The 18,295-nt window shown below is 52.8% G+C and carries 14 protein-coding genes; 4 read left to right on the plus strand and 10 right to left on the minus strand.

Going from position 1 to position 18,295, the window contains the following annotated elements; all coding sequences use genetic code 11:
* Nucleotide 1: 1 nt before the first annotated feature.
* Entirely contained in the window at nt 2-778 is a 777-nt protein-coding gene (locus JWF83_RS18290; RefSeq protein ID WP_413651842.1) for a thiazole synthase, read from the plus strand.
* The gene (gene thiH / locus JWF83_RS18295; RefSeq protein WP_413651843.1) at nt 778-1,905 is read left to right on the plus strand and encodes a 2-iminoacetate synthase ThiH; all 1,128 of its coding nucleotides are present in this window, start codon (nt 778-780) and stop codon (nt 1,903-1,905) included. Before JWF83_RS18290 ends, thiH begins: the two co-directional genes overlap by 1 nt.
* A 135-nt stretch (nt 1,906-2,040) precedes the next feature.
* On the opposite strand, the gene JWF83_RS18300 is transcribed toward thiH, so the two are convergent.
* Nucleotides 2,041-3,522, minus strand: a complete 1,482-nt coding sequence (locus tag JWF83_RS18300) for a PLP-dependent aminotransferase family protein (RefSeq protein WP_413651844.1) — start codon at nt 3,520-3,522, stop codon at nt 2,041-2,043.
* A gap of 176 nt (nt 3,523-3,698) precedes the next feature.
* On the opposite strand from JWF83_RS18300, the gene JWF83_RS18305 reads away from it, so the two are divergent.
* Entirely contained in the window at nt 3,699-3,890 is a 192-nt protein-coding gene (locus JWF83_RS18305) for a DUF1127 domain-containing protein (RefSeq protein ID WP_413651845.1), read from the plus strand.
* A 192-nt stretch (nt 3,891-4,082) separates the two neighbouring features.
* Nucleotides 4,083-4,535 carry a GNAT family N-acetyltransferase gene (locus tag JWF83_RS18310; RefSeq protein ID WP_413651846.1) on the plus strand — a complete coding sequence of 151 codons (453 nt, stop codon included), beginning with the start codon at nt 4,083-4,085 and terminating at the stop codon, nt 4,533-4,535.
* 63 nt (nt 4,536-4,598) lie between these two features.
* Here JWF83_RS18310 and rpoC read toward each other — a convergent pair whose 3' ends face one another.
* From rpoC to tuf, 9 genes are all read right to left on the minus strand, one after another.
* Entirely contained in the window at nt 4,599-8,819 is a 4,221-nt protein-coding gene (rpoC, locus tag JWF83_RS18315) for a DNA-directed RNA polymerase subunit beta' (RefSeq protein ID WP_413651847.1), read from the minus strand.
* Between the two features lie 145 nt (nt 8,820-8,964).
* Entirely contained in the window at nt 8,965-12,993 is a 4,029-nt protein-coding gene (gene rpoB / locus JWF83_RS18320) for a DNA-directed RNA polymerase subunit beta (RefSeq protein WP_413651848.1), read from the minus strand.
* Nucleotides 12,994-13,319: 326 nt separating this feature from the next.
* Nucleotides 13,320-13,688, minus strand: a complete 369-nt coding sequence (rplL, locus tag JWF83_RS18325) for a 50S ribosomal protein L7/L12 (protein WP_413651849.1) — start codon at nt 13,686-13,688, stop codon at nt 13,320-13,322.
* Nucleotides 13,689-13,754: 66 nt separating this feature from the next.
* Nucleotides 13,755-14,252 (minus strand): 50S ribosomal protein L10, encoded by a 498-nt coding sequence (gene rplJ / locus JWF83_RS18330; protein WP_413651850.1) that lies wholly within the window; start codon nt 14,250-14,252, stop codon nt 13,755-13,757.
* A gap of 388 nt (nt 14,253-14,640) precedes the next feature.
* Nucleotides 14,641-15,345, minus strand: a complete 705-nt coding sequence (rplA, locus tag JWF83_RS18335) for a 50S ribosomal protein L1 (RefSeq protein WP_413651851.1) — start codon at nt 15,343-15,345, stop codon at nt 14,641-14,643.
* A 3-nt stretch (nt 15,346-15,348) separates the two neighbouring features.
* The gene (gene rplK / locus JWF83_RS18340) at nt 15,349-15,777 is read right to left on the minus strand and encodes a 50S ribosomal protein L11 (RefSeq protein WP_413651852.1); all 429 of its coding nucleotides are present in this window, start codon (nt 15,775-15,777) and stop codon (nt 15,349-15,351) included.
* Between the two features lie 328 nt (nt 15,778-16,105).
* Nucleotides 16,106-16,651, minus strand: a complete 546-nt coding sequence (gene nusG, locus JWF83_RS18345) for a transcription termination/antitermination protein NusG (protein ID WP_413651853.1) — start codon at nt 16,649-16,651, stop codon at nt 16,106-16,108.
* Nucleotide 16,652: 1 nt separating this feature from the next.
* Nucleotides 16,653-17,036 carry a preprotein translocase subunit SecE gene (secE, locus tag JWF83_RS18350; protein ID WP_267141040.1) on the minus strand — a complete coding sequence of 128 codons (384 nt, stop codon included), beginning with the start codon at nt 17,034-17,036 and terminating at the stop codon, nt 16,653-16,655.
* Nucleotides 17,037-17,265: 229 nt separating this feature from the next.
* Nucleotides 17,266-18,295, minus strand: a 1,030-nt coding sequence (gene tuf / locus JWF83_RS18355) for an elongation factor Tu (protein ID WP_413651854.1), incomplete at its 5' end; no start/stop codon positions are given.

Genomic DNA, 18,295 nt, shown 5'->3' on the forward strand with positions numbered 1-18,295 from the left:
TATGTTACAGATAGCAGATAAAAGCTTTTCCTCGCGGCTCTTCACCGGTACCGGTAAATTCGCCACGCCGGCACTGATGCTGGCGGCGCTTCGTGAGTCCGGATCCCAGCTGGTGACCATGGCGATGAAACGCATCGACCTGAAAGGCGGTGACGATGGCATTCTTGCGCCGCTACAACAGCTCGGCGTCCAACTGCTGCCCAATACCTCAGGGGCGAAAACCGCCGCCGAAGCAATCTTCGCCGCGCATCTGGCGCGTGAAGCGCTGGATACCCACTGGCTGAAACTCGAGATTCATCCGGATGTACGCTACCTGCTGCCGGATGCCATTGAGACGCTGAAAGCAGCAGAGCAACTGGTGAAAGAAGGGTTTGTGGTACTGCCTTATTGCAGCGCCGACCCGGTATTGTGTAAGCGGCTGGAAGAAGTGGGTTGTGCTGCCGTCATGCCGCTCGGTGCGCCAATTGGCAGCAATCAGGGATTAAAAACCCGCGATTTTCTGCAAATTATCATCGAACAGGCAAAAGTGCCGGTAATTGTCGATGCCGGGATTGGCGCTCCCAGCCATGCCAGCGCGGCGCTGGAAATGGGTGCTGATGCGGTGCTGGTCAATACGGCCATTGCCGTCGCAGGCGATCCGGTTCAAATGGCGCGCGCCTTTAAGCTGGCGGTTGAGGCCGGGGAACTGGCCTGCCGCAGCGGACTCGGGGCCACTCACCACCAGGCAGCGGCATCCAGTCCGTTAACCGCCTTTCTGCAACAGGGTGAGGCGCAGTGATGAGCGACTTTATCTCACGTTGGCAAACCCTGAACTGGGACGATATTACGCTGCGCATTAACAGCAAAAAAGCTGCCGATGTCGTGCAGGCGTTAAATGCCACGCGCGTCGGACGTGAAGAGCTTATGGCGCTGCTGTCACCTGCCGCGGCCGCGTATCTTGAGCCACTGGCGCAGAAGGCACAGCGCCTGACGCGTCAGCGATTTGGCAATACCGTCAGCTTCTATCTGCCGCTCTATCTGTCCAACCTGTGCGCTAATGACTGTACCTATTGCGGTTTTTCGATGAGTAACCGCATTAAACGTAAAACGCTGGATAGTACCGAGATCGCACGCGAATGTGATGCTATCCGCGAGATGGGGTTTGATCATTTATTACTGGTCACCGGTGAGCATCAAACGAAAGTCGGAATGGATTATTTCCGCCAGCATTTTCCGGCCATCCGCCAGCGCTTCAGCTCGCTAATGATGGAGGTGCAGCCAATGTCGCAGGCCGAATATGCTGAGCTGAAAACACTGGGGCTGGATGGCGTGCTGGTTTACCAGGAAACCTATCACCCGGCGGTCTACCGTCAGCATCATCTGAAGGGCAACAAGCAGGATTTTTTCTTCCGGCTGGAAACGCCGGATCGACTGGGGCGCGCCGGGATCGATAAGATCGGACTCGGCGCCCTGATCGGTCTCTCCGACAGCTGGCGTACCGACTGTTTTATGGTGGCTGAACATTTGCTGTGGTTGCAGCAGACCTACTGGCAGAGCCGTTACTCGATCTCATTCCCGCGCCTGCGCCCCTGTGCGGGCGGCATTCAGCCGGCATCGATGATGAGCGAAAGCCAACTGGCACAGGTTATTTGCGCCTTTCGTCTGTTCTCGCCGGATGTGGAGCTATCCCTCTCCACGCGCGAGTCACCGTGGTTTCGCGACCATATGGTGCCGCTGGCGATTAACAGCGTCAGTGCCTTCTCCAGGACCCAGCCGGGAGGGTATGCCGATAATCGGCCTGAGCTGGAGCAGTTTGCTCCCCATGATGCGCGCACCCCACAGCAGGTGGCGGATGCGCTGCGCCAGTCCGGTCTGCAACCGGTATGGAAAGACTGGGATAGTTATCTGGGGCGTATCCCGCAGTAAAACTTGAGCTGAAGCAACTACGGCGGAAAGTTGTCGGCATGCCGCGCAGCCTGCTGCATGGCCACTGGCAACCAGCCATCACCGCGCTATAGTGCCGCTGTCGATGGCAATCTCGCTATCGTCCGGGACCAGCGATTAACCCTTGATGCTGGTCCCGCCTTCCACCTTTTCACGTACTTCGGCCTGCGGCGTGGGAGACATACAGCGCTCCATCGCACGCTCAACCGCCGCGCCAAGGATTGCCAGACCGCGTTCAGTTTGATCGTTAAAAGGCAGGGCATAATTCAGTCGCAGACAGTTGCGATATTTCCCCGCCGCAGAAAACAGCGACCCAACGCTAATCTGAATTTTTGACTCCCGTAGTTCGCGATTCAGGCGCACGGCGTCAAAGGCTTCGGGCAGTTCGATCCACATCAGAAAACCGCCCTGTGGCCGACTGACGCAGATACCGCAGGGGAAATAGTGTCGCACCCAGTGGGTAAAGATATCGAGATTACGCTGATAATGCGCCCGTACCCGACGCAGATGCGGCTGGTAATGACCCTGGCGAATAAATTCGGCAACCGCCATTTGCGTTTGCGTGGCGGTAGAGCCGGTACCGATATATTTCAGATGGATTACCCGATCCAGATAACGTCCCGGCGCTACCCAGCCAACGCGTAAGCCGGGCGCCAGGACTTTAGAGAATGAGCTGCACAGCAGCACGCGCCCGTCTTCATCCAGCGATTTAATGGTAATCGGCCGCGGATAGTCGTATGCCAGCTCACCGTAGACATCATCTTCAATAATCGCGATATCAAAGCGTTGTGCCAGCGATAACAATGCCCGTTTACGCCCGTCAGGCATAATAAAGCCCAGCGGATTATTGCAGTTCGGCACCACTACCACCGCTTTGATCGGCCACTGCTCCAGCGCCAGTTCCAGCGCCTCAAGGCTGATGCCGGTAACCGAGTCCGTTGGGATCTCAATCGCCCGGATGCCAAAACCGCGCAGGGTCTGCATGGTGCCATGAAAGGTAGGTGATTCCACGGCAATAATATCGCCGGACTGACACACTGCGCGAATCGAAATCGACAGCGCTTCATGACAGCCGGTGGTGGTGACAATATCTTCCGCTGACAGCTGGCAACCACTATCAATCGCCAGCCGGGCGACCTGCTCACGCAAGGCGTACACACCATAGATATTGTCGTAATTAAGTATCCGCGGATCCTGTTTCTGCCCAAGCCGGCTAATGATCTTCCACAGCGGTTTCATCGTTGGCTGGCTGGTATCAGGCATACCGCTACCCAGATGCAGAACATCATCTTCCAGTCGCGCGTTAATCAGTTCCAGCACCGATTCCCACTGGGTGATTTCAACCGGTCGCTGTACCGGTCGGGTAATCGCCGGCATTGGCGGCGTGGCTTTACGCGGGGTAACGAAATAGCCGGAGCGCGGCTGCGGCGTGATCAGCTGCTTCTCTTCCAGCAGATGATAGGCCTGCTGTACGGTACTGATGCTGACGCCATGCTCAGCGCTCAGCGCCCGTACCGACGGCAAGCGCTCGCCGCCCTGATACAGCCCCTGCTCAATCCGCTGCGCCAGCAGCGTTGCCAGATGTTGATAGCGCGTCATCGTATTACTCCCACTCCAGACAGATACAAAAAAACCAGTACAGATTACGCTGAAACAGACCATTCAGAGTCAGTATCCGCCACTCTGTATGTCAAATAAAGTCTATTTTTGCATCTGTATTGAAAATACGTTTCCTCACAAAATGGTGTTCAGGCACCAGCATGAGGAACTGAATTATGGAATATGAGGAAAACCGTGCGGGGAAACCCTTTCAGGAGTCCCCTTTTCGTTTGATGTATATCCTGCCTTATCGCCTGTGGAAGGCATGGCGTCTGCGTCAACAGACGCGCAAGATTTTGTCCGCGCTCAGTGACGCGCAGCTGCGGGATATTGGTTTAACCTGTGAAGATGTACGGCGTTATAAGTAATCCGTGTGTGTGTTTATACCCTGAATAAGTCAGGCTGCGCAGTATGGGCGGTATTGTGATATCGCCCGCACAACCCATGCTTTGGCAACCTGAAATATAACGGGTAGATGGCAGTAATTTTTTGGGTGAAGGATCAGCTTCGCCCTTTTTTGTTTTGCCACCGGCCGTTAACTTTTTATCTGCGGAGTCTGTATGCCACAGCCACTTTACCGGGAAAAAGATCGCTTTTGCGTCAGCAGCGATAATCAGCTGCTCGATATTGACGCTATTCACCGCTATTTAAACCGTTCCAGCTGGGCCGCGGGCATTGATATCGACACGGTACGCCTGTCCATTGCCCACAGCCTGAACTTTGGCCTGTATCACGCGGCAGAACAGATTGGTTTCGCCCGTGTAGTGACCGATTTCGCTACCTTCGGATATCTGTGTGATGTGTATGTGCTTGAGGAGTATCAGCAACAAGGTTTAGGGCGCTGGCTGATGGAGTGTTGTCATTCACATCCGCTGCTAAGCGAGAAGCTACGACGCATTATGCTGGTGACCTCTACTGCGCCATGGTTATATGAAAAAATCGGTTACTGCGCCGCTAACCAGCCTGACTTTGTCTGGCAGATGGTACGCCCGGATATTTATCAGCGTAAATAACACATTGCAGATATAAAAAAACCGCTCCGAAGAGCGGTTTTTTATTACGTCATAGCAGACTAATTACTCGTCGCTACCACCGAGACCGGCATTCAGCAGCTCTGCCAGGCTGGCAGAGGCTTCATCGGCAGTCACCTGTGGAGCAACCGGAACTTCGCCAGCCTGACGGCGACGCATACGATCCTGATGATAAGCGTAACCGGTACCGGCTGGGATCAGACGACCCACGATTACGTTCTCTTTCAGGCCGCGCAGTTCGTCACGTTTACCGGCAACGGCTGCTTCGGTCAGGACACGAGTGGTCTCCTGGAACGATGCCGCAGAGATAAACGATTCGGTTGCCAGAGAGGCCTTGGTGATACCCAGCAGATCGCGAGCGAAAGTCGCGGCAATCTTGCCGTTGTTTTCCAGGTCGCGGTTCGCGATTTTCACGCGAGAGAACTCGACCTGCTCACCATCCAGGAACTCAGAGCTACCGGAACTTTCGATGGTTGCTTTACGCAGCATCTGACGCACGATAACTTCGATGTGTTTATCGTTAATCTTAACGCCTTGCAGACGGTAAACTTCCTGCACTTCGTTAGTGATGTAACGGGTCACAGCATGCACGCCACGCAGACGCAGAATATCATGCGGAGACTCCGGACCATCGGATACCACGTCACCACGTTCTACGCGCTCACCTTCAAACACGTTGAGCTGACGCCATTTTGGAATCATCTCTTCGTAAGGTTCGCTGCCATCAATCGGCGTGATCACCAGACGGCGTTTACCTTTGGTCTCTTTACCGAAGGAGATAATGCCGCTGATCTCAGCCAGAATTGCCGGCTCTTTCGGACGACGGGCTTCGAACAGATCCGCAACGCGTGGCAGACCACCGGTAATATCCTTGGTACCGCCTGATTCCTGAGGAACACGCGCCAGGGTATCACCCGCACTGATCTTAATACCATCTTCCAGCTGCACGATCGCTTTACCTGGCAGGAAGTACTGAGCCGGCATATCGGAGCCAGGGATCAGCACATCGTCGCCGTTAGCATCAACGATTTTCAGCGCCGGACGCAGATCTTTACCACCAGTGGTACGCTCTGCGCTGTCCAGAATCACCAGCGAGGAGAGACCGGTCAGTTCGTCGGTCTGACGCGTGATGCTCTGGCCGTCGATCATATCGGTAAAGCGAATGAAACCGCTCACTTCGGTGATAACCGGCATGGTATGCGGATCCCAGTTGGCGACGGTTTCGCCCGCTGCAACCTGCTCGCCATCACCTTTCGCCATGGCTGCACCGTAAGGAACTTTATAGCTCTCTTTGGTACGACCAAATTCGTCGATCATTTTCAGTTCAACGTTACGCGAGGTGATTACCAGCTTACCAGCGGAGTTCGTTACCGATTTCGCATTGGTCAGCTTGATAGTACCTTTGTTTTTCACCTGGATGCTGGATTCGGCTGCCGCACGCGATGCCGCACCACCGATGTGGAACGTACGCATGGTCAGCTGAGTACCCGGCTCACCGATGGACTGTGCTGCAATAACGCCGATGGCCTCACCTTTGTTGATGATGTGACCACGCGCCAAATCGCGTCCATAACAGTGCGCACAAACACCAAAGTCAGTTTCACAACTTACTACGGAGCGTACTTTCAGGCTGTCGACTGAGTTCTCTTCCAACAGGTCACACTGATGCTCGTGCAGCAGAGTGTTGCGTGGCAGCAGAATGTCTGCAGTACCTGGCTTGAGGACATCTTCTGCCGTTACACGGCCGAGTACGCGCTCACGCAGTGGCTCTTTAACATCACCACCCTCGATAACCGGCGTCATCATGATACCTTCGTGGGTACCACAGTCGTCTTCGGTTACGACCAGATCCTGAGCAACGTCAACCAGACGACGCGTCAGATAACCGGAGTTCGCCGTTTTCAGTGCGGTATCCGCCAGACCCTTACGAGCACCGTGTGTGGAGATGAAGTACTGGAGTACGTTCAGACCTTCACGGAAGTTCGCGGTGATTGGCGTCTCGATGATGGAACCATCCGGTTTCGCCATCAGACCACGCATACCCGCCAGCTGACGAATCTGTGCCGCAGAACCACGCGCACCGGAGTCGGCCATCATAAAGATACTGTTGAAGGAAACCTGACGCTCTTCCACGCCGTCACGGTTAATCACCAGCTCAGTTGACAGGTTTTCCATCATCGCTTTAGCAACACGTTCGTTAGCTGCAGCCCAGATATCGATCACTTTGTTGTAGCGTTCGCCAGCGGTTACCAGACCAGACTGGAACTGCTGCTGAATCTCAGCCACTTCCGCTTCTGCTTCGCTGATGATTTCCACTTTCTTCGCCGGGATCACCATGTCATCGATACCTACAGAAGCGCCTGAACGGGCTGCGTAGGCAAAACCGGTGTACATGGTCTGGTCAGCAAAGATAACGGTCGGCTTCAGACCCAAAATGCGGTAACAGGTGTTCAGCATTTTGGAGATCGCTTTCTTGCCCAACGCCTGGTTAACGATGGAGAAAGGCAGACCTTTTGGTACGATCATCCACAGGATGGCGCGACCAACGGTCGTATCGATAATGCTGGTTTTCGCTACCCACTCGCCCTGCTCGTTTTTCTCGTGCTCAGTAATACGCACTTTAACGCGAGCATGCAGTGAAGCCAGGCCAGCACGGTAGATGCGCTCGGCTTCTTTCGGACCGGTCAGCACCATGCCTTCGCCTTTGGCGTTAACACAGTCACGGGTCATGTAGTACAGACCCAGTACAACGTCCTGAGAAGGAACAATGATTGGCTCACCGTTCGCTGGAGACAGGATGTTGTTGGTAGACATCATCAGCGCACGCGCTTCCAGCTGGGCTTCCAGCGTCAGCGGTACGTGAACTGCCATCTGGTCACCATCGAAGTCGGCGTTATATGCCGCACAAACCAGCGGGTGCAGCTGAATCGCTTTACCTTCGATCAGTACTGGTTCAAACGCCTGGATGCCCAGACGGTGCAGAGTTGGCGCACGGTTCAGCAGTACCGGGTGTTCGCGGATCACTTCGTCAAGGATATCCCAGACGACAGCTTCTTCACGCTCAACCATTTTCTTCGCAGCTTTAATGGTGGTCGCGAGGCCACGCAGTTCCAGCTTGCCGTAGATAAACGGTTTGAACAGCTCCAGCGCCATTTTCTTCGGCAGACCGCACTGATGCAGACGCAGGTATGGACCAACGGTAATAACTGAACGACCTGAATAGTCGACACGTTTACCCAGCAGGTTCTGACGGAAACGACCCTGCTTACCTTTGATCATGTCAGCCAGCGATTTCAGCGGACGCTTGTTAGAGCCGGTAATCGCACGACCGCGACGGCCGTTATCCAGCAGCGCATCAACCGCTTCCTGCAGCATACGTTTTTCGTTACGTACGATGATATCTGGCGCAGCCAGATCCAGCAGGCGTTTCAGACGGTTGTTACGGTTGATCACACGACGATAAAGGTCGTTCAGATCGGACGTAGCGAAACGGCCACCATCCAGTGGCACCAGCGGACGCAGATCCGGCGGCAGTACCGGCAGCACGGTCAGGATCATCCACTCTGGCTTGTTACCAGACTGAACGAACGCTTCCAGCAGCTTGATACGCTTGGTCAGCTTCTTACGCTTGGTCTCGGAGTTGGTTTCGTTCAGCTCTTCACGCAGCTGCTCGCACTCTTGCTCCAGATCCATGTTTTTCAACAGCGCCTGGATAGCTTCCGCACCCATCTTCGCATCGAATTCGTCACCAAACTCTTCCAGCGCATCCAGATACTGCTCTTCAGTCAGGATCTGACGCTTTTCGAGGTTGGTCATACCGCCTTCGACAACCACATAAGATTCGAAGTACAGCACGCGTTCGATATCACGCAGTGGCATGTCCAGCAGCAAACCGATGCGCGAAGGCAGCGATTTCAGGAACCAGATGTGCGCAGTTGGCGAAGCCAGTTCAATGTGGCCCATACGCTCACGGCGAACTTTGGTCTGTGTAACTTCAACGCCACACTTCTCACAGATCACACCGCGATGTTTCAGGCGCTTGTACTTACCGCACAAGCACTCATAGTCTTTTACCGGCCCGAAAATACGCGCACAGAACAGACCGTCACGTTCAGGTTTGAACGTACGATAGTTAATGGTTTCCGGTTTTTTAACTTCACCGAAAGACCAGGAACGGATCATGTCTGGCGAGGCCAGAGCAATTTTGATCGCATCAAACTCTTCGGTCTTAGTTTGCGCTTTCAGAAACTTTAGTAAGTCTTTCACGGATTAGCTCCCGTCGGAGTGAGACTTCTCAAGGCAGCCCGGAGTGACCCGGACGCCTCGTAACTAGTACGAATACAACTGCTTACTCATCATTTTTCAGGCTGCAGGCGCCTTCGCGGCCTGCAACCCGAAATCTGGCGGGTAGTTAATCGCCTTCCAGCTCGATGTTAATACCCAGCGAGCGGATCTCTTTCAACAGTACGTTAAAGGATTCCGGCATGCCTGGTTCCATCTGATGGTTGCCGTCCACGATGTTCTTATACATCTTAGTACGGCCGTTGACGTCATCCGACTTAACAGTGAGCATTTCCTGCAGAGTATAGGCTGCACCGTATGCTTCCAGTGCCCACACTTCCATCTCACCGAAGCGCTGACCACCGAACTGCGCCTTACCACCCAGCGGCTGCTGAGTAACGAGGCTGTAAGAGCCGGTAGAACGTGCATGCATTTTGTCATCAACCAGGTGGTTAAGTTTCAGCATGTACATGTAGCCAACGGTAACCGGACGCTCGAACTGCTCACCAGTACGGCCATCAAACAGCGTAATCTGACCAGAGGTCGGTAAACCACCCAACTGCAGCAGTTCTTTGATTTCGCTCTCTTTAGCACCGTCAAACACCGGCGTCGCAATTGGCATACCTTTTTTCAGGTTCTCTGCCAGACGCAGCACTTCATCGTCGGTGAAGGTGTTCAGGTCGACTTTCTGACGCACATCGGTGCCCAGATCGTACGCGCGCTGAATAAACTCACGCAGTTTGGAGACTTCTTCCTGCTTCTTAAGCATCGCGTTGATTTTCTCACCGATGCCCTTCGCAGCCATACCCAGATGGGTTTCAAGAATCTGACCAATGTTCATACGTGATGGTACGCCCAGCGGGTTCAGTACGATGTCAACCGGCGTGCCGTATTCATCGTAAGGCATATCTTCGATCGGGTTGATCTTGGAGATAACACCTTTGTTCCCGTGACGACCTGCCATCTTGTCACCAGGCTGAATCTGACGTTTCACCGCCAGATACACTTTCACGATTTTCAGCACGCCTGGTGCCAGATCATCGCCCTGAGTGATTTTGCGGCGTTTCGCTTCGAGTTTTTTCTCAAACTCGTGCTTCAGCTCGTCGTACTGCTCCGCCAGCTGTTCCAGCTGGTTTTGCTTATCTTCGTCGGTCAGACCGAGTTCCAGCCAGCGTTCGCGTGGCAGCTTGTCCAGTTTCTCCGCTTCAACGCCGCCGGAAACCAGCAGGTAGTTGATACGGCTGAACAGGCCAGCTTCGAGGATCTGCAATTCTTCAGACAGGTCTTTCTTCGCCTGCTTCAGCTGCATTTCTTCGATTTCCAGCGCACGTTTGTCTTTTTCCACGCCATCGCGGGTAAAGACCTGAACGTCGATTACGGTACCGGAAACACCATTTGGTACGCGCAGAGAAGAGTCTTTTACATCAGACGCTTTCTCACCGAAGATCGCACGCAGCAGCTTCTCTTCTGGCGTCAGCTGGGTTTCACCTTTCGGTGTTACCTTACCAACCAGAATGTCGCCACCGGTCACTTCAGCACCGATATACACGATACCGGACTCATCCAGTTTGGAGAGCGCAGCTTCACCCACGTTCGGGATATCAGCGGTGATCTCTTCTGGCCCCAGCTTGGTGTCACGAGACACACATGCCAGTTCCTGAATGTGGATAGTGGTGAAGCGATCTTCCTGTACTACGCGCTCGGAGACTAAGATGGAGTCTTCGAAGTTGTAACCGTTCCACGGCATGAACGCCACGCGCATATTCTGACCCAGCGCCAGTTCACCGAGATCGGTAGACGGACCATCAGCCAGCACATCGCCACGTTCAATTGGCTCACCCAGGTTGACACACGGCATCTGGTTGATACAGGTGTTCTGGTTAGAACGGGTGTACTTAGTCAGGTTGTAGATGTCGATACCCGCTTCGCCCGGATACATTTCGTCTTCGTTAACTTTAATAACGATACGCGATGCATCAACGTACTGAACGGTACCACCACGTTTCGCTACGGCAGTTACACCGGAGTCAACCGCAACCGCGCGTTCCATACCGGTACCTACCAGCGGCTTATCAGCACGCAGAGTAGGAACCGCCTGACGTTGCATGTTTGCACCCATCAATGCGCGGTTGGCGTCATCGTGCTCCAGGAACGGGATCAGTGACGCACCGACAGAAACCACCTGCTGGGTGGAAACGTCCATGTAGTCAACCTGATCGCGGCTGAACAGGCTCGATTCGCCTTTGCTACGGCAAGTCACCAGGTCATCGACGAAATGGCCTTCTTCGTCAAGGTTGGTGTTCGCCTGAGCGATAACATAGTTACCCTCTTCAATCGCAGAGAGGTAATGAATTTCGTCGGTGACCACACCTTCGCGTACGCGACGGTAAGGGGTTTCCAGGAAACCGTACTCATTGGTCTGCGCATAGACAGACAAGGAGTTGATCAGACCGATGTTTGGACCTTCCGGCGTTTCGATTGGACACACACGACCGTAGTGAGTCGGGTGAACGTCTCGAACTTCAAAGCCTGCACGCTCACGCGTCAGACCGCCCGGGCCGAGTGCAGAGATACGACGCTTGTGCGTAATCTCAGACAGTGGGTTGTTCTGGTCCATAAACTGAGACAGCTGGCTGGAACCAAAGAACTCTTTCACTGCTGCAGAGATCGGCTTAGCGTTGATCATATCCTGAGGCATCAGGGTATCGAGATCGCCAAGGGACAGACGCTCTTTCACCGCACGCTCAACACGCACCAGGCCAACACGGAATTGGTTTTCCGCCATTTCGCCTACGGAACGGATACGGCGGTTGCCGAGGTGGTCGATATCATCCACTTCGCCTTTACCGTTACGGATACCGATGAGCTTCTTCATCACTTCAATGATGTCGTCTTTGCTCAGGATACCGGAACCTTCAATCTCTTCACGCAGCAGAGAACGGTTGAACTTCATGCGGCCAACCGCAGAAAGATCATAGCGATCTTCGGAGAAGAACAGGTTCTCGAACAGGTTTTCCGCCGCTTCGCGCGTTGGTGGCTCACCAGGGCGCATCATACGATAGATCTCAACCAGCGCGCTCAGGCGGTCATTGGTTGGGTCGACACGTATGGTTTCTGACATGTAAGGACCGTGGTCCAGGTCGTTGGTGAACAGCGTTTCGATACGCTTGTGTCCTGACTGGCTCAGTTTCGCCAGCAGATCCAACGACAGCTCCATGTTGGCAGCAACAATCAGTTCGCCGGTGTTTTCGTCGATGTAATCTTTACCAACGACCTTACCTGCGATGTATTCAACCGGAACTTCGATATGTCCGACGTTATCTTTTTCCAGCTGACGGATGTGACGCGCTGTAATACGACGGCCTTTCTCAACGTATACCGTGCCGTTCGCTTCAATATCAAAAGAAGCGGTTTCGCCACGCAGACGCTCAGGGATCAGTTCCATCTGCAGCTTGTTATCACGGATCTCGTACACCACTTTCTCGAAGAACAGGTCAAGGATCTGTTCAGTGGTGAAGTTCAGTGCGCGCAGAATGATGGTCGCAGGCAGTTTACGGCGACGGTCAATACGAACGAACAGGTTGTCTTTCGGATCGAATTCGAAGTCCAGCCATGAACCGCGGTAAGGAATAATACGTGCGTTATACAGCACTTTACCCGATGAGTGGGTTTTACCCTTATCGCTGTCGAAGAACACGCCAGGACTACGATGCAGCTGAGAAACGATAACCCTTTCTGTACCGTTGATAACAAAGGTACCGTTATCGGTCATGAGCGGAATTTCGCCCATGTAAACTTCTTGCTCTTTGATGTCTTTAACAGTGCCTTCCGGCGCTTCGCGCTCGTAGATCACCAGACGCAGTTTCACGCGCAGCGGTGCAGAAAACGTCACGCCACGGATCTGACATTCTTTAACATCAAATACAGGTTCGCCCAAGCGGTAGCTGACATATTGCAGCTCGGAATTACCGCTATAGCTCTGAATTGGGAATACAGAACGGAATGCTGCTTCCAGCCCGTACTGACCTTCCGGATCTTGCTCGATAAACTTCTGGAACGAGTCAAGCTGGATAGAAAGGAGATATGGAATGTCCAGAACTTGTGGACGTTTACCAAAATCCTTACGAATGCGTTTTTTCTCGGTATAGGAGTAAACCATAGGGTTCCTCAGCTCGCTGATCAGTGACCCACTCTGTCCGTCCTGGAGGACAGTTCATGCAACACTATTTTGTTTTCGGAAAGTGAGGAGATCACTCTCCGCAATACGTCTTTCTATCACTCTTAAATCATTTCATTGCTCTGGTGCAGACAGGGAGCCTTCACTGGAAAGCAGTATATTAAGGCGTCGATAGAAAAAGATATTGAGGAACTTCAATGGCTAAACAGTGTGAAACCCCATTGAGGTCCTTGAGCGCAAAAAGGCTGGTGACCAAAAAGTCACCAGCCATCAGCCTGATTAATCAGGCTGCAACCTGGAAGGTTGTCTTATTTGATTTCAACTTCAGCGCCAGCTTCTTTCAGAGCAGCTTCAAGTGCAGCTGCGTCATCTTTGCTGATGCCTTCTTTCAGAGTTGCTGGTGCAGACTCAACCAGGTCTTTAGCTTCTTTCAGGCCCAGACCAGTTGCGCTACGTACTGCTTTGATTACAGCAACTTTGTTAGCGCCGATACCTTTCAGTACAACGTCGAACTCAGTTTTTTCTTCAACAGCTTCAGCCGGGCCCGCAGCAACAGCTACAGCAGCAGCAGCAGAAACGCCGAATTTTTCTTCCATAGCAGCGATCAGTTCAACAACTTCCATTACAGAAAGCGCTGCAACCGCGTCAATGATTTGGTCTTTAGTGATAGTTGACATAACAATTGTTCCTAAGAATCAGAAATAGTTTATACGTAAGCAAGTGCGTTAGAGAAAAAAGTGCAATTAAGCAGCTTCTTTCGCATCGCGAATAGCAGCCAGAGTGCGAACCAGTTTGCCGGCAGCGGCTTCTTTCATGGTTGCCATCAGGCGTGCGATTGCTTCATCGTAAGTAGGCAGAGTTGCCAGACGGTCAATATTTGCCGCCGTGATCAGCTCACCTTCAAAGGCTGCAGCTTTAACCTCGAATTTTGCATTCGCTTTCGCGAACTCTTTGAACAGACGAGCAGCAGCGCCCGGGTGTTCCATAGAGTATGCAATCAAGGTTGGACCAACAAACGTGTCTTTCAGGCACTCAAACTGAGTACCTTCAACGACGCGGCGCAGCAGGGTGTTACGAACAACACGCATGTAAACGCCAGCTTCACGACCTGCTTTACGCAGTTCGGTCATTTTATCTACGGTAACGCCACGAGAATCCGCAACTACCGCAGACAGCGCGCCTTTGGCTACTTCGGTGACTTCAGCAACAATCGCTTGTTTGTCTTGAAGATTTAATGCCATTAGCTTGTGCTCCTGGATTTTTGGTCGGGGAAGGATTTCCCCGAAACTCACTTCACTTATCTGCGTTGCCGAAGATAAGCGCTAAAGCACGGTGAGCAGAATCCAGATAAGAAAAAAATTCTTTAGGCTCTGTCACCGTCTACGCAGGACGATTAAGTCCCATACCCTTCATCTTTCAGTAACCCGAAATCTGCTGGCTATGAATAAGACACCTGCGGTCTTGGACGGAGGCCTGGATAAGGCCAGGCTCCAACCGGAAATTCTTAAACTTCTGCGCCATTTCCGCTGCTACGCCGCAGCGAAAATGCCTTAAATCCTGGTTCTGTCTGTTAACAGAACAACGGGCGTAAGATTCTAGACGAAACTTGCGCCCGCGTAAAGCAGCGAATTAGTTCGCTACGGCGTTCAGACCAGCCTGATCAACCGCTACGCCAGCACCCATGGTGGTGGACAGGCTGATTTTCTTGATGAAAATGCCTTTCGCCTGAGATGGTTTAGCTTTTTTCAGCGCAACCAGCAGAGCTTCCAGGTTTTCTTTCAGTTTGTCTGATTCGAAATCAACCTTACCGATAGTGGTATGGATGATGCCGTTTTTGTCGTTACGGTAACGAACCTGACCTGCTTTAGCGTTCTTAACCGCTTCAGCAACGTTAGGAGTTACGGTACCAACTTTCGGGTTTGGCATCAGGCCACGTGGGCCCAGAACCTGACCCAGCTGGCCAACAACGCGCATTGCATCTGGAGATGCGATAACCACGTCGAAGTTCATTTCGCCTTTTTTGATCTGGTCAGCCAGATCTTCCATACCTACCAGTTCAGCGCCTGCAGCTTTAGCAGCTTCAGCGTTTGCACCCTGGGTAAATACGGCTACGCGAACGGAACGGCCAGTACCGTGTGGCAGTACAGTTGCACCACGCACGTTCTGGTCAGATTTACGAGCATCAATCCCTAAGTTTACAGCTACGTCAACGCTTTCTACGAACTTGGCAGTAGCCAGTTCTTTCAGCAGAGCAACAGCTTCGTTGATGTCATATTGTTTAGTTGCATCAACTTTGTCACGGATCACGCGCATGCGCTTGGTCAGCTTAGCCATTTCTTAGTCCTCCACTACCAGGCCCATGGAACGAGCAGTACCTTCGATTGAGCGAGACATCGCTTCAACGTCAGCACCAGTCATGTCCGCAGCTTTGGTTTCTGCGATTTCACGTACCTGAGCACGAGTTACTTTACCGACTTTATCTTTGTTCGGCTTACCGGAACCAGACTTAACGCCTGCCGCTTTTTTCAGCAGAACTGCTGCTGGCGGAGTCTTGGTAACGAAAGTGAAAGAACGGTCAGAATAAACGGTAATAACAACAGGAATTGGCAGACCTTTTTCCAGGCTGTCTGTTTTGGCGTTGAACGCTTTACAGAATTCCATGATGTTAACACCCTGCTGGCCCAGAGCTGGACCAACTGGTGGACTTGGGTTAGCCATACCCGCAGAAACCTGCAGTTTGACGTAGGCTTGTACTTTCTTAGCCATGATAATTCCTCTATTGGGTGGTAGCGCTTCGCAAGAAGCTCCCCGTGGTTTTGTTCCCTGCCTGGCTTACTGGATACTTTGCGCTTACGCAGCGCCCGAAATTCCCCAGGTACGCAAAGTACGCTGCGGTTTCTCCGCGCTGCGCGCATGTAAAATACCCGCGCCGCCGATGGCAGTTAACACTCAATATTCACGCGCCGAAGCAGCGCGTAAAAACAAAAGGCGCGAAATTGTATTTCAATTTCGCGCCTTCCGCAACCAATAATCGGTCAATGCATGCACTCTTCACCGGGCGACGATAACGCCATCCGGGTGGCCGCAGCGATTATCAGCCTTTTTCTACCTGACCGAAGTCGAGTTCCACTGGCGTTGCACGGCCAAAGATGGAAACCGACACTTTCAGGCGGCTTTTTTCGTAATCGACTTCTTCGACCACGCCGTTGAAGTCGGCAAACGGACCATCGTTGACGCGAACCATTTCGCCTGGCTCGAACAGCGTCTTTGGACGTGGCTTATCGCCAGCCTGCTGCAGACGGTTCATGATCGCATCGACTTCTTTATCGCTAATCGGTGCCGGGCGATCTGACGTTCCGCCAATAAAGCCCATGACGCGCGGCACGCTACGCACTAAGTGCCAGCTTGCATCGTTCATGACCATCTGTACCAGAACGTAACCAGGGAAGAATTTGCGCTCGCTTTTGCGACGCTGGCCACCACGGATCTCAACCACTTCTTCAGTTGGAACCATGACATCGCCAAACAGCTCTTCCATGTTATGTAACTTGATATGCTCACGCAGCGATTGGGCTACGCGGCCTTCAAAACCGGAAAACGCCTGAACGACGTACCAGCGCTTTTTTGGAGCTTCAGACATCTCAGAACCTCAGGCCAGTGATAAACGATACCAGACGGACCAGAATACCATCCAGCCCCCACAAAATCAGTGACATCACGGCGGTAACCGCGGCAACGATTAGGGTGGTATGCAACGTTTCCTGACGAGTAGGCCAGATGACTTTACGGACTTCGGTTCTTGCTTCACGAGCAAAAGCCACCGTAGCTTTACCTTTCGTCGTCAACAGCGCGATGCCACCCGCGGCGGCAATCAGGACAACGACGGCCAGCGCACGTAACGGCAATGAAATTTCGCGATAGTAGTAGTTACCTACGATAGCCACGATAAGCAAAATGGCAACGACTAACCACTTTATCGCTTCCAGGCCGCGCCCGCTCCCTTGAGCTTCGGTATTAGCACTCATAAACCAACCTGCCACAATAAATCAGAAACTATTTTGCCCCGCGTTGCGGGGCAACCAAACCGAATAATGCTGTGAGGCGTAACTCGGTATCTAACGCCGTGCTACAGAGCCTGCCTCAGCAATGATTATGACCGAAAATCACTGATGAGTCAGGTTCTATGTTACAGCGTGCAAAAAGGGCATCAAATGATGCCCTCTTCTTGTGCGTTGCGTCAAATATTATCAGCGATTACGCGATAACTTTAGCAACAACGCCCGCACCTACAGTACGGCCGCCTTCACGGATTGCGAAACGCAGACCGTCATCCATCGCGATTGGGTGGATCAGGGTCACTTTCATGTTTACGTTGTCGCCAGGCATAACCATCTCAACGCCTTCTGGCAGTTCGATGGTACCGGTCACGTCAGTAGTACGGAAGTAGAACTGTGGACGGTAGCCTTTGAAGAACGGAGTATGACGGCCGCCTTCGTCTTTAGACAGGATGTAAACTTCAGAATCGAAAGTGGTGTGTGGCTTGATTGAGCCTGGCTTAGCCAGAACCTGACCACGTTCGATATCTTCACGTTTGATACCACGCAGCAGAACACCGACGTTCTCACCAGCACGGCCTTCGTCCAGCAGTTTGCGGAACATTTCAACGCCGGTACAGGTTGATTTCACGGTAGGTTTGATACCGACGATTTCAACTTCTTCACCAACTTTAACCACACCGCGCTCTACACGACCGGTAACAACAGTACCACGGCCGGAGATGGAGAATACGTCTTCGATAGGCAGCAGGAATGGCTTATCAATCGCACGTTCTGGTTCCGGGATGTAAGAATCCAGGTGACCAGCCAGTTCGATGATTTTCTCTTCCCACTCTGGTTCGCCTTGCAGCGCTTTCAGAGCAGAACCACGAACGATTGGCAGATCATCGCCAGGGAAATCGTAAGCAGACAGCAGCTCACGCACTTCCATCTCAACCAGTTCCAGCAGCTCTTCGTCATCAACCATGTCGCATTTGTTCAGGAACACGATGATGAAAGGAACGCCAACCTGGCGGCCCAGCAGGATGTGCTCACGGGTCTGAGGCATTGGGCCGTCAGTCGCAGCAACAACCAGGATAGCGCCGTCCATCTGTGCAGCACCGGTGATCATGTTTTTGACGTAGTCGGCGTGTCCCGGGCAGTCAACGTGCGCGTAGTGGCGAGACGGGGTGTCATATTCAACGTGAGAAGTGTTGATGGTGATACCACGAGCCTTTTCTTCCGGCGCG

The organism is Pantoea sp. B65, from assembly GCF_047308185.1.
In the GTDB taxonomy this organism is placed as follows: domain Bacteria; phylum Pseudomonadota; class Gammaproteobacteria; order Enterobacterales; family Enterobacteriaceae; genus Erwinia.

Excerpts from the sequence above, each read along its gene's own strand:
- JWF83_RS18305 (WP_413651845.1), top strand. The coding sequence starts at position 3,699 with ATGGAATATGAGGAAAACCGTGCGGGGAAACCCTTTCAGGAGTCCCCT.
- JWF83_RS18290 (WP_413651842.1), top strand. The coding sequence starts at position 2 with ATGTTACAGATAGCAGATAAAAGCTTTTCCTCGCGGCTCTTCACCGGT.
- JWF83_RS18310 (WP_413651846.1), top strand. The coding sequence starts at position 4,083 with ATGCCACAGCCACTTTACCGGGAAAAAGATCGCTTTTGCGTCAGCAGC.
- thiH (WP_413651843.1), top strand. The coding sequence starts at position 778 with ATGAGCGACTTTATCTCACGTTGGCAAACCCTGAACTGGGACGATATT.
- JWF83_RS18300 (WP_413651844.1), bottom strand. The coding sequence starts at position 3,522 with ATGACGCGCTATCAACATCTGGCAACGCTGCTGGCGCAGCGGATTGAG.
- rplK (WP_413651852.1), bottom strand. The coding sequence starts at position 15,777 with ATGGCTAAGAAAGTACAAGCCTACGTCAAACTGCAGGTTTCTGCGGGT.
- secE (WP_267141040.1), bottom strand. The coding sequence starts at position 17,036 with ATGAGTGCTAATACCGAAGCTCAAGGGAGCGGGCGCGGCCTGGAAGCG.
- rplL (WP_413651849.1), bottom strand. The coding sequence starts at position 13,688 with ATGTCAACTATCACTAAAGACCAAATCATTGACGCGGTTGCAGCGCTT.
- nusG (WP_413651853.1), bottom strand. The coding sequence starts at position 16,651 with ATGTCTGAAGCTCCAAAAAAGCGCTGGTACGTCGTTCAGGCGTTTTCC.
- rplA (WP_413651851.1), bottom strand. The coding sequence starts at position 15,345 with ATGGCTAAGCTGACCAAGCGCATGCGCGTGATCCGTGACAAAGTTGAT.
- rpoB (WP_413651848.1), bottom strand. The coding sequence starts at position 12,993 with ATGGTTTACTCCTATACCGAGAAAAAACGCATTCGTAAGGATTTTGGT.
- rplJ (WP_413651850.1), bottom strand. The coding sequence starts at position 14,252 with ATGGCATTAAATCTTCAAGACAAACAAGCGATTGTTGCTGAAGTCACC.